The 12013-nt window shown below is 65.2% G+C and carries 10 protein-coding genes and 1 rRNA gene; 8 read left to right on the top strand and 3 right to left on the bottom strand.

The window, feature by feature from the left end; genetic code table 11:
- Nucleotides 1-88 (top strand): 5S ribosomal RNA (rrf, locus tag MRBLMA1_RS14010); the annotation flags it as partial.
- A 354-nt stretch (nucleotides 89-442) separates the two neighbouring features.
- Here rrf and MRBLMA1_RS14005 read toward each other — a convergent pair.
- Nucleotides 443-1159: a DUF3142 domain-containing protein gene (locus tag MRBLMA1_RS14005; protein WP_363737428.1), complete on the bottom strand. Its 717-nt coding sequence runs from the start codon at nucleotides 1157-1159 to the stop codon at nucleotides 443-445.
- A 24-nt stretch (nucleotides 1160-1183) separates the two neighbouring features.
- A complete protein-coding gene (locus tag MRBLMA1_RS14000) occupies nucleotides 1184-3337 on the bottom strand; it encodes a hypothetical protein (RefSeq protein WP_363737427.1) in 2154 nt (717 codons plus the stop codon).
- A 116-nt stretch (nucleotides 3338-3453) separates the two neighbouring features.
- Between MRBLMA1_RS14000 and MRBLMA1_RS13995 the strand changes: the two genes are divergently transcribed.
- The 5 genes from MRBLMA1_RS13995 (at nucleotide 3454) to MRBLMA1_RS13975 (ending at nucleotide 8004) form a co-directional block, all read left to right on the top strand.
- Complete coding sequence (locus MRBLMA1_RS13995; RefSeq protein ID WP_363737426.1) at nucleotides 3454-3711, top strand: hypothetical protein; 258 nt, start codon at nucleotides 3454-3456, stop codon at nucleotides 3709-3711.
- 208 nt (nucleotides 3712-3919) lie between these two features.
- Nucleotides 3920-4402, top strand: a complete 483-nt coding sequence (locus MRBLMA1_RS13990; protein WP_363737425.1) for a Csu type fimbrial protein — start codon at nucleotides 3920-3922, stop codon at nucleotides 4400-4402.
- A 14-nt stretch (nucleotides 4403-4416) separates the two neighbouring features.
- Nucleotides 4417-5154: a fimbrial biogenesis chaperone gene (locus tag MRBLMA1_RS13985; protein WP_363737424.1), complete on the top strand. Its 738-nt coding sequence runs from the start codon at nucleotides 4417-4419 to the stop codon at nucleotides 5152-5154.
- A 13-nt stretch (nucleotides 5155-5167) separates the two neighbouring features.
- The gene (locus MRBLMA1_RS13980; RefSeq protein ID WP_363737423.1) at nucleotides 5168-7531 is read left to right on the top strand and encodes a fimbria/pilus outer membrane usher protein; all 2364 of its coding nucleotides are present in this window, start codon (nucleotides 5168-5170) and stop codon (nucleotides 7529-7531) included.
- Complete coding sequence (locus MRBLMA1_RS13975; protein ID WP_363737422.1) at nucleotides 7528-8004, top strand: Csu type fimbrial protein; 477 nt, start codon at nucleotides 7528-7530, stop codon at nucleotides 8002-8004. The genes MRBLMA1_RS13980 and MRBLMA1_RS13975 overlap by 4 nt, the downstream gene beginning before the upstream one ends.
- A 10-nt stretch (nucleotides 8005-8014) precedes the next feature.
- Here MRBLMA1_RS13975 and MRBLMA1_RS13970 read toward each other — a convergent pair whose 3' ends face one another.
- The gene (locus MRBLMA1_RS13970) at nucleotides 8015-8911 is read right to left on the bottom strand and encodes a PAS domain-containing protein (protein WP_363737421.1); all 897 of its coding nucleotides are present in this window, start codon (nucleotides 8909-8911) and stop codon (nucleotides 8015-8017) included.
- 325 nt (nucleotides 8912-9236) lie between these two features.
- Here MRBLMA1_RS13970 and MRBLMA1_RS13965 point away from each other — a divergent pair, with 325 nt between their 5' ends.
- Nucleotides 9237-11216 (top strand): YadA family autotransporter adhesin, encoded by a 1980-nt coding sequence (locus MRBLMA1_RS13965; protein WP_363737420.1) that lies wholly within the window; start codon nucleotides 9237-9239, stop codon nucleotides 11214-11216.
- A complete protein-coding gene (locus tag MRBLMA1_RS13960) occupies nucleotides 11191-11997 on the top strand; it encodes an OmpA family protein (RefSeq protein ID WP_363737419.1) in 807 nt (268 codons plus the stop codon). The genes MRBLMA1_RS13965 and MRBLMA1_RS13960 overlap by 26 nt, the downstream gene beginning before the upstream one ends.
- Nucleotides 11998-12013: the final 16 nt, after the last annotated feature.

The following is a 12013-nucleotide window of genomic DNA, read 5'->3' as shown; positions in this document are numbered from 1 at the left end:
CCCGATCCCTTCCCGAACTCGGACGTGAAACCAGTCTGCGCCGATGGTACTGTGGCTCAAGCCCCGGAAGAGTAGGGCGTCGCCAGGCATTACAGCTCGCGCTTCAATACCCATCCACAATATTTGCTTCACGCAAGAATGCCCGCCCGCAACGGCGGGCTTTCTTGCGTCTGATACCCCAAAATCTAGAGCGTTTTCACTATGAGCGGAAACGCTCTGGTCTTTTGATGCCATTTTCCGAGCCCTTGGCCGTAAACGGTCAACTCGAAAATACTCGAGCGCGGGTTCCGATCTGATTGAACCAGATTGCCGCCTTGGATTCCTTTTTTGCTGTGATTTCTTAACCAGCGATCGGTTCCGATCGCTTGGAAATCGCTCTAACAGCCCAAGACCAGCCTCAAACCGCCTGATGCGACTGCCCTTCCACGAAAGACCAGGAAGATCAGCGTTCCTTGGATCCAGTGCGGGACAGCAGGAAAACCACATAGCCCTTGAACTGTGGATGGCGTGACAGCATCAGCGGTGCCTGCCAGCTTCCTCCCTCGACCAGCGCGACCCGGAAGGGGATGGGAAAGTCCTTCATCCGGCGGAAATAATCCTCATAGCCGGGAATGGTGCTGCGTCCCTGATAGGTCTGGATGACCACCTCGTCGATCAGTCCTGCCAGTCGAAGCAAGGCATCTGGGTCGCCATGCGCGCTCCAGTCCATCAGACCCGTGATCGACAGTTTCCAGTCCTGCGGCAAGCGTTTGCGCAGATCGTGCAGGAAGCGCGCATAGCCGTCGATGCCTCGCGTGGCGGCATCGAAATCGACCTGAAGCCCGACGACTTCATTCCCTGCCGCCCGCCAATGCGCCAGATCATCGAAGATCGCGCTGTAAACGGCGTCATTCCAATCCAGCCGATCCGCCCTGACGACCAGCCAGACCTTTTTGCCCGGCAGGCGCGGCGTGCCCATGCGCAGTCTTTCCATGCGGGCCGTTCCGCCGCGCCGGACCTCTCCATCAAGAAGATAGAGGATCCTGGCCCGAACATCCTGTGCCGGACGTATGCCGGGCCAAAGGTAGAAGGCGTCATAGGCCGCCGGAACGACCTTTCCCGCGTCCGTCTCCGCCTCCTGCCGGCAACCGGCCAGCGCCAGGAATGCCAGCAGCGCCATCGTGCCTTTCCCCGCGCCCATATCTCACCAATAATAGCGCAGCGACCTGGCCCATCGACTTTGCGGATAGCGTTGCTTCAACTCCGTGAACCAGGCCTTCCGATCGGCCTGGGGCGCCTGCGCCGCGTCCATTTCTTCCGAGGTCCGGTAGGGACCGGCGCAGCCATTATAGCCGGATGGCGAATAGCACATGACGGCGCGGTAGAGGGCATAGGCCCGGTCGTCGGGCGCCGCTCGCCTGTCCGCGATGATCGCGGCGTAGATATCCGAGCGTGAGAGGGAACGGCCGGAAAATCCGTCCGGCCCGCTGCCGAGCATGGACCTGTCCTCGCTCGCATTGAACAGGCCGAACCCGTCGAAACCGTTCAGCCGGTAGAAATCGCCCAGGCACAGCCGCGCCTTTGCATCGCCGGGCGATTTCGCCAGTGTCGCGGCGGTCTGCGCTATGCTGGGGCAAGGAAAGCCGTCGGACCATTGCCCGGTTCGGAACAGCCCGGTCGGGATCCTGTCCTGCTGGGAAAAGTCCCATAGCCCGCCTTCGCTCCCCGCATTGGCGGGCACCAGCGTCAGATCGTTGCCGAAATCGCCAAAGGCACCCCTTGTCAGATCCTTGTAGAGCAGGGTGAAACGGGCCACGTCCCGCTCGCGCGCGGGACGGGTGCCATCCCTGGCCGTCATGCGCAGGATGGCGGGCGGCGCCAGGGTTTGCAGCAGGATCGTCCGGGTCATGCTGTCCGTGATCGGCGATCCGGGGGCGAAGACCTGCTCCACCCGTCCGTCGCGCTGCCAGCGAATGGCCAGCCCCATTTCAACCAGGGGCCGCTCATAAAGCGGGCTTGCTCCCTTCAGAAGGTCGCGCCAGAAACCCGCTTCATTGGGATCGCGCGTCCGGCCGAGGGCCATGCCGCGCAGGACCTGCCGGCTGAAGGCGAGGGGCGTGAAGCCGCTGCTGCGCGCCGCATCCGGCAGCAACGCCAATATCGCCTTCGGATCGTCTCCACCATAATAGGCCCGGCTGGCCTGAAGCAGTCCATAAAGATCAGGATGGGCCGCAAACTGCCTCTTCTGCGCCGTCAATTCGCTCGCGGAAAGAGGAGCGGGATCGGTATTCTGCCCCCGCATCTGCTTGAGATCGGCGACCGCCAGCAAGAGCGGTACGCCGTTCTGACTGCCGATGATCCTGCCCGCATCCGGGCGCTCCAGCAGCTTGATATCGATTTCCTCGGCCAGGTCGGCTGCCGCTTCATCGTCGCCGGGCATCGTGGCCACCAGCTTTTCGTAGCTCTGGACAAGCGCCGCCATGTCTCCGCTCAGCCATGCGACGCGGCGCGTCAAGCCTTGTGCCGACGTGGCATAGCGGCCCTTGGGATAGGCCTTGAGATAGGCGCCGATGGCGTCGCCTGCCTGCTTGACCGCCGCCGCATCGACCTTTTCCGGCCCGGCAAAATCGCCATACTCGTCCACCGCCTTGGCCACCGCCGCGCGCAGGCCGATGCGGATCGGCATATATTGGGCGGTTTCCGCGACCCATTTGCTGCGGCTGCGCGTCAGCGAAGCAAAGCCCTGCCGCGCGCTTTGCCAGTCGCCCTTGTGGAAGGCGTCGGCCGCCTTCAGATAGGACAGATATTCGCGGCCGAGCCTGGTCGAGATCGGCGCATCGTCCCAATGGGCGGCATCGCAGCCGGTCCTGGCGCGCAGCCCGGTCAGCTCGGCCTTTTCGGCTGCCGGCAGGTCCGTTTCGACCGCAAGCGCGGCGTTGAACGCGGCCACGCCATCCGGGGAAACCGCGCAGCCGGCGGCATCGCCATTGCCCATGGCGCTGCTTTCCTGGTCCTTCTCCCCCGCTTGTGGCCAGAAGGCCGCGCGCAGGCCGGGCCATGTCATGAAGGTACGGCCGAACTGCGGATTGTTCACATCGCCGTCGGCCCCGGCGCGATCGCTGTTCACGGGTTTCAGGCTGCGCATCAGCAGCAGGATGTTGATCCGCGTATCATTGCCCGGACTGATCGCCGCCCGCCCGCCGCAATCATAATCGGGCGAAGCCAGTTGCCAGCCCGGCGAACAGGAGGAGTCGGCGCAGGCCCAGAGCGCGCCGCCCAGGCCGATCCCCGACAGCGACAGCAGGAGCAGCGTGGCGGCGACCGGATGCTTTCGCGGGAAGGTCAAATTCTGGCCCATGGGAATTCCTGCCGATCATCTTCTGTCTTCATCCGGCCCAGACTGAACAAAAGATCGCGTCCAGGCAATCAGGAACGCAAGGACAAGGGGCAGATCGTTTCGCCCGCATGAGGAGGATGGTTCCGATCGACAAGGCAGGGGTAGTGGTGATTGCGGGTGGATGCTGCGTCGAAATGCCTCCACGACGCGCATCATCGGGTGCCTTGCCGGGGCAATGGCAGAACAATCATCGCGCATTGAGAACTGATAATGACGAACTGAAAACAGTTGAAGCGGACAGGCAATGGGTGAATGGCGAAGAATATTTCAGATCTGAAAATTCTTTTCAGATCATGTTTTTGTATTCCGGAGTCACCGAAGACTGTAAAGGATAGAGGATGCGAATATCCGGTTTGCGCCAATTCGGGAAGATATCAAAAATGGCTACTCCAAAGGGTATATATCCTTTAAAAATCAGCTCCTTGGGCGTCAAATTTCCTTCTTCTCCGGGCATATGCATGGTTTCGCTAACGCTTTTCTAACCTTCTGGATGCAATGTTGATGCAGATTAAGGCGTATCGACTTCAGCGGAGGGGGATCGTCATGCGCAAATATTATGCGTTTATCCTGCTGGCTCTCGTGCCAGGCAAGGCAGCGGCGACAGACGCCACTACGACAATGGGTGTTTCCGCGACAGTGTTGAATGCCTGTCTTGTCTCGGCCACGGACATGGCGTTTGGAAGTTACGATCCGACATCGGCAACGCCGAAGGATACGACCAGTACCATAACAGTGACTTGTACGCCGGGAACAGTATTCAATATAGGTTTGAATGCCGGAAGTACCGGTGGAGCGACAGTGTCCACGCGCCAGATGCTCAATGGTGCCACTCCCCTGGACTACGGATTGTACAGCAATACGGGACGCAGCACCAATTGGGGAAATTCGGTTGGATCGGACACGGTGTCGCAGACCGCGTCGACCATCCTGCCATCGGCCTTCACTGTTTACGGCCGCATTCCGGTCGGGCAGAGCGTGGCTGCGGGGAATTACGCTGATACGGTGACCGTAACCGTCAGCTATTGAAGGCGGATTTCGTCATGACAGGATCATGCCATGGTGCCGGACCCGCGCGGGTTCTGGCGGCGATAGGACTTTGCGCGCTTTTCGGGATGGCGCAGGCGGTGGACGCCGCGACGCTGCGCATTCTGCCGGTGCGGATCGAAATGGCCGCCGACAAGCAGTTCTGCTCGCTTACCATTTCCAATGATGACGCGACCCCTGCGACGGTCCAGATCAGGGGCTTTGGCTGGCGCAAGGATGCAAACGGCGCGGACCAGCTCGACCCCGTTGACGGCCCGGTCGTCAATCCCTCCATCGTCAGCATCCCCGGCGGAGCGAGCAGGCTCGTGCGATGCAGCCTGCCGGCGCGCACTGGACCGCGCGAGGAAAGTTACCGCCTGATCATCGATGAACTGCCGACGGCTACGACCGTGCCGGGCACGGTGCGGGCATTGCTGCGCATCAGCATGCCCATATTCCGCGCACCCCCCGGTGCAGCGCCTTCGCTCCGCTGGTCCACCGCGAAGGTCGCCGACGGAGGATGGACGCTCAGCCTGTTCAACCAGGGCGACCGGCATGTCCAGGTAACCGGCATGACCCTTCGCGCCGCCGCGGGCGGGGACGCGATCGCGCGCGTCGACAGGGGCTTCTACCTGCTGGCGGGCGGGCGCATCGACCTTCCGGTCCAGCCGCCGGACGGCCGCGCGGTCGCCACCGTCCAGGTGGAGACGACCCAGGGACCGCTCACCGCCCGCCCCGCAGCGTCCGGGCAGTGAAGGCGCGCAGCGGATGTCGCCCGCTCCGGCATGGCTTGGCGCAAGGCAGGGGCTTTCGATGCTGGGCAGGGCGCTCATCCCGCTTTGCCTGCCGCTGGCGCAGCCGTCCGCCGCGTCCGATCTTCCCATGACGCTCGCCGTCATGGGCAGGCCCGGCGACAGCCAACGCCCGGTGCCCGTGGGCGTCATCATCAACGGCCAACCGATCAGCGATACCGGCCTTGTCGTGCTGGACCGGGGCAGGCTGTTCGTCCGCCAGGACATGCTGCGCCAATGGGGCCTGCAAAGGGCCGTGCCGCTGCAGCGCATCGAGGTGGAAGGAACGGATTACGCCCTGCTGGACGGCATGGACGGCCTTTCGGCGCAACTCGACAGTTCGGGCGGCACCTTGCTGATCGATGCCGCGCCCTCGCTCTTTTCCCCCACCCATGTCGGTGCCGAACAGCGCGGCCGACCGGTCATGGCGCCGGTGCCGCTGCAATATGTCGGCTATGACCTGTCGGTCGCGCGCTGGGGGCGGGACTGGGCCGCTTCCCTGCTGCTGGACGCCGGCCTGTCGGGCGCCTGGGGCGTCGCCGGTACGACGGCGCTGGTGCAGCAGGGCGTGGATGGTCCGGCTGCGGTGCGTCTCGACAGCAATGTCATCCGCGACTTTCCCGATCGGCGTTTGCGGCTGGTGCTTGGCGACACCATGACGCGGGGGGCCGACTGGAACCGGCCGGTCCGTTTCGCCGGGCTGCGGCTGGGCACCGACTTCTCGCTGACGCCCGAGGCCGTGACCTATCCGCTGCCCCGGCTTTCGGGCTCTGCGGCGCTGCCCTCGGTCGTTGATCTGGCGGCGGCCAGCAGTCGCCAGAGCATGGCGGTCCAGCCCGGCGATTTCCGGATCGATTATCAGCCGCTCTTCAACGGCGCGGGCGAGGTGACGATGACCATCCGCGACGCGACCGGCACCGCCCGTGTCGTCACGCAGAGCTTCTATGCCAGCCCCCGGCTCCTGCGCGAGGGGCTGGACGATTTTTCGCTGGAAGCGGGGTTTCTGCGCAGGAATTTCGGGGAAAGCAGCTTTTCCTATGGCGCGCCGTTCGCCGCGGGTTTCTGGCGTCATGGACTGGCGGCGGGAATGACGCTGGCTGGACGGGGCGAGGCGAGCGAAAAGGTGCAGATGGCTGGGCTGGGACTTGGCGCGCTCCTGTCCTCCTGGGGCGAATTGTCGCTATCGGCCGCCGCGTCGCACAGCCGCGACGGCGACGGCCTGATGTGGCGGGCGCAGGTCCAGCGGATCACCCCGCATTATTCGGTGACGGCGAGCTATATGGAGGAAGATGCGCATTTCACGCAGGTCGGAGAGGATGAGCGGGCCGCCGCGGGACGTCGGGAACTGGCGGTCGCGGGCAGCATCAACCTGGGCCGCCGCGGCAGCATCAATGCCCATTATCTGGAAAGCCGGAGCGATGGAGACCGTTTCTCCATGGGTTCGCTTTCCTATGCCGCTGGCCTGGGTCCGGCCTGGATTACGCTGGGCGCGCGGCGGACGCGCCTCTCGGAAAGCCGGACCAGCAGTCTTTTCGGGTCGCTCACCCTGCCGCTCGGCGCGCGTTCAAGTGTCGGCCTGTTCGCGGATGGCGGGCGTACCGCCGCCAGTTTCAACCAAAGCCCGCCGCCCGACCAGGGGTGGGGCTATCGCATGCTGGCGTCGCGCGGGTCCGACGCGCCGACGCAGGTGGAAGGCGGCGTGACATGGCGCACCGCGGCCGGCGATCTCGACCTTTCCGCATCGCATATGGGGGGAATGGAGGGCGTGCGTTTCCAGGCCCATGGCGCGCTGCTGCGGGTGGGGGGGCAGATCGTCGCCGCGCCGCAACTCGACTATGCCTTCGCGGTGGTGGACGTGTCGGCCGATCAGGACGTGACGGTCTTCTTCGAGAACCGGCCTGTCGCGGGTCGGGCCGGGTCGGGCAGGTCGGCGATCGTCGCGGGCCTGCAACCCTATGCCGCCAACCGCATCGCCATTGATCTGGACGCCTTGCCGATCGATACCCTTGTGACCGCGGCCGAGCAGGTGGTGGTGCCGGGGTACAGGCAGGCGGTGAGGGTCAGCTTCGGCGGCCCGGCCGCCCGGCCGCTGACATTGCGGCTGGTGGACGGCAGCGGCCTTCCCGTTCCGGCGGGGCTGACCGTAACGCTGGGGGGTGCGTCGTCGGGCATTTCGGGGCATGATGGCGAAATCTACCTGGCCGACGCGCAGGAGGGGCAGGAAATCCTGCTGGCGGGGCCGGCCATCGCGTGCCGCGCGACCGTTCCGGCGAGGCGGGCCGACGCCGGTATCTCGCGATCGGCGCCTCTTGCGTGCCTGCCCTATCAGGAGGGGAAATGATGAAGCTGATCGGATGGACGCTCGCCATTTCGGCTGGCCTGGGGCTGGCGAGCCCGGCCTGGGCCTGCACGCTTTGCAGTTGTTCGGCATCGACGACGGGGATCAGCTTCGGCGGCTATGATCCCACCGCCTCCGCGCCCAGGGATGGTGCGGGCAGCGTGACGCTGAGCTGCACGGGGGTGATCTCGCTGGCCGGCACCATTGATATAGCGATCAGCCCCGGCCTGTCGGGCGATGCCCTGGTCCGCCAGATGGCGCAGGGCAGTGCGCGGCTCAACTATAATCTCTACACCACCGCCAGCCGGACCACCATTTGGGGAAATGGATCGTCGGGGACCAGCACCGTGACCGCGTCATTGAACGGATTGCTGTCGTTCAGCCAGACCGTCCCCGTCTATGGCCGAATAGCCGCGGGCCAGTGGCCCCAGGCGGGGGCCTATGCCGACAGCCTGATCGTCACGATCACATATTGAACCCTCGGCTTCAGCTGCCCGCGTCCGCCGCCACGGGGCCGATCATGAAGACGCCCTCCCTCTGGCCGGAGGCAGACAGAAGCGGCACGGCCTTGACCTGGACGAGCTGGCTTTCGCCATGGCCGCCCAGCAGCCTCGCCCTCATGCCGAACGGCTTGCCGTGGGTGAGAAGTTCCTCGACCGCATCGTTGATCGCGCCGCGCGCGGAAGCATCGAACAGCGTCGCGAAGCGGGTGCCGGCCAGCCGGCCTTTCTCGGTCCCGACCAGCGCCGCAAGTGCGGGTGAGATGTCGGTGATGACCGACCGGACGTTGAATGCGCCGCGGGCAAGGCCGGGCAACCCGTCGATCAGATCCTCATAGGCCGCGATCTGCGCATCCTGCGCGCGCAGCGTCACCCGATCGGCAATCTCGTCGACCAGCACGATGAATCCGCCCGGAAAGGCCGCGGCCTGCACGCGATAGACCAGCGGCGGCGGTCCCGCGACATTATGTTCGAACGTCTCCGGCACGCCGGTGTCATGGACCCTTTCCAGCGCGCGCAACAGGAAGTGCGCGTCCGAACTCTCCAGCATCTGCGGCAGGAACAGCTTGCCGACATGCTTCTCGCTGATGCCCAGCCGTCGGCGGGCGGCGAGGTTGACCCGCACCGGCTTCAGATCCCGGTCGGTCAGCAGGACCTGGGTCGGAATCATGTCGAGCAGGATTTCCAGCTGCGCGCCCTGGTCGGGGCCGGTGGATTGATCGCCCGCCAGCCGATGGAACAGGTCCGTCGCGATGAGCGTCAGCCCGACATGCCCATGGTTCATGATATGGACGGGTTCGGTCATGGCCTGGCGCGAATGCACGGCAAAATGCCGAATCAACGCCGTGGCGGTGACCACTTGGCCGGGCGGCAGATCGTCCACGGACTGGCTCCCCTTTGCCTCCATCCCTGTCGATATCGGTATTATATGTTCGACGGGGTGTAAATCATCAAAACGGAATCGTAACGATTTTGTCTTTGTCGATCAGATATTTCCTCGACTCGCCTATCCGCCTTCGGAAAATGCAGAAGGGCCAGACGGGCAAGATGGTTCCAGCATAATGCGCAGATACGAATTTTGCGTAAAATCCTGTCCTTTCGCCTTCGCGCGGCCTTAGCGGCGACGCCTCCATTCTGACCTGGGGACATCGCAAAGCCTGATCGAGCCGTCACCGGGGCGATCAGGCCTGCCTTCAGGGGGCGGATCTATGGACCGAGGGGCGAAATGGCATCGAACCGGGACTGCCGGAAGCATCAGCCGGGGGAAGGGCCGCTGGGCTTGGCTGGCGGGCGCCAGCCTGATCGCCGGCCTGGCGCCAGGGATGACCGCCCATGCCAATGTGGTCAGCGCCTGTTCGGGCGTCAGCCTGCCGAAATCAGTGCTGACCGACACGATCGGCGATGTCATCACGCCGGTGCTGGCGCCGGTTGAATCGACCCTCAGCACCCTGACCTTCGGGACGGTTGATCTGGGCATCAACGCCGCCCTGGCCAACGCGGCGGCAGGCGCGCCGATCACCCTCAACGTTCTGGACGTGAACGGCAATGCCGTCGACCTGCTGTCGGACCCGACATGCGAAACCACGTCCGACAGTTTCAGCCTGACCACGCCCAAGGGCATCTCCTTTGGCGGCAACAAGATCACCGGACTGGGCACGCCGGGGTCCGAAGCCAGCGCGGGCGAGCTGGACGCCATCGCCATCGGCAATCTCGCCAGCACGGCCACGGGCGCCTATGGGGCGATCGCGATCGGCGCGGGCGCGTCCGCCACCCATGCGGGCAGCGTGGCGCTGGGTTCGGGATCGCTGGCGAACGGCATGACGCTGAACCTGCCCGCCTTCCTGATCGGCGGCACGGCCAGCGCGGAAGTCAATATCGGCGGCCGCCGCCTGACGGGGCTGGCGGGCGGCGCCGATCCCGGCGACGCCGTCAATGTCGCGCAATTGCAGGCGGTGAACGATGCGCTCGGAACGCTTGCCGGCAATGCGGTGCAATATGATGACGGCACCAGGACGCAGGTGACGTTGCAGGGTTCGGGCGGCACGCGCATCACCAATGTTGGCGCGGGGGCGGTGAACAGCACCAGCAGCGACGCGATCAACGGTTCCCAGTTGCAGGCGACCAACAATCTGGTGGCGCAGAACAGCGCGGCCATCACCCAGTTGAGCTATGACCTGGCGGTGCTGAACGACCTTGCCGTCAAATATCAGGACAGCAGCAAGGCCACCGTCGTGCTGGGCGGCGCGGGCGGCACGACCATAACCAATGTCGCGGCCGCCAGCGCCCCGACCGACGCGGTCAACCTGTCGCAACTGGGTAGCGGCGGCGGAGGGACCGGCGGTGGAGGCGGGGGCGGCGGAACTGGCGGAGGCGGGACTGCACCGCAGGACGCGCTGCCCTATGATCCGTCGATCCAGGCCTATAATGCGGCGCGCGGCGGTATCGACCAGACGATCAGCGGCGTTGCCGCCGGTGAGTTGAGCGAAACCTCGACACAGGCGGTCAACGGTGCGCAGCTTCATGCGACCAATGTGCAACTGGCCTATAATCTGACCGCGATCACCGAGCTTCAGCAAGGGCGCGCAGGCTATCTACAGGTCAATAACAGTTCCGGCTACGCCACGCCGGTCGCCAGCGGCGCGGACAGCATGGCCGCCGGCGCGGGCGCGGTCGCCTCCGGCAGCGGCAGCCTCGCGCTGGGGACGCAGGCCCAGGCGATCGCGCCGGGCAGCGTCGCGCTGGGCTATGCTTCCGTCGCGGACCGGGCCAATACGGTATCGGTGGGCAGCGCGGGGGCCGAACGGCAGATCGTCCATGTGGCCGACGGCATCGCGCCGACCGATGCGGTGAACCTGCGCCAGCTTCAGGGCGGGATGGCAGGGGCGGTCGACAGCGCCAACGCCTATACCGACATCCGCTTCAACCTGATCAATGCCGGTCTGCGCGACCTGCGGCGCGACGCGGAGGGGGGTACCGCCGCCGCCATGGCGATTGCCGGCATACCCCAATTGTCGGAGGCGGGTGGCGGTACGCTGGGCGTCGGCGTCAGCACCTGGCAGGGGGAACATGCGATCGCCATGGGAATATCGAAGGTGTCGGACAATGGCCGCTTCATCATCCGGGCTTCCGCAGCCTATAACAGCCGCAATCAGGGAGGCGCCAATGCGGGCATGGGCATTGCTTTCTGATCGGCGGTGGATCGCCCTGCTGGCGCTGGCCCTGCATCCATGGCCCGGCCATGCGGCGGAGCCCCAGTTCCTGCCGGAAGTTGCGCCCCTGTCGGAATTTCCCGACGCGGGCAGCGCGACGCGGCGCGAGGGCGTCTTCCTGCCGCCGCAGGCGCCGCGCCTGCTGACGCCCGGCATGACGAAGCGGCAGGTCTATGCCCTGCTGGGCGTCCCGCATTTTCATGAGGGCCTGCTGGGCGCGCGGCGGTGGAACTATATTCTGGACTTCTACACCGGGCAGGGGACGGAATATCGGATCTGCCGCCTGCAATTGCGCTGGGATCGGCGGATGCGGCTGGAACGCATCGCCTGGAGCGACGCGTCGTGTCGCGACATGGTCTATCCTCCCGCGCAACCGCAGGCCGCCGCCGGACCGCTGCCACCTCCGGTTCCGGCGGTCCGGCCCCGGTCGCTCACTGTCCATTTCGATTTCGACAAGGCCGCTCTCAGTGAAGAAGCGCAGCGCGACCTGGCCGCCTTCATGACCGAAGCAGGCCCTGACGGCGGGATGCTCTCCGTCACGGGCTTCACCGACAGTGCAGGGCCTGACGCCTATAATGATCGGTTGAGCCTGATGCGCGCGGACAATGTCGCCAGGCATCTGGTGGCGATGGGCGTGCCGCTGTCGAAGCTGCAAATTTCCGGAGCCGGGGAGCGATCCCCGGCCCGATCATCCGACGGTCCGGCGAAAGAGCCCCTCAACCGGCGCGTTCTTCTGGAGTGGACGGCGGGCGCCGGTTGACGCCGGGAGGGTTGCT

The sequence above is a fragment of the Sphingobium sp. LMA1-1-1.1 genome, from assembly GCF_040676365.1.
GTDB lineage: Bacteria > Pseudomonadota > Alphaproteobacteria > Sphingomonadales > Sphingomonadaceae > Sphingobium.
This window is presented reverse-complemented; position numbering and strand designations above follow the sequence as displayed.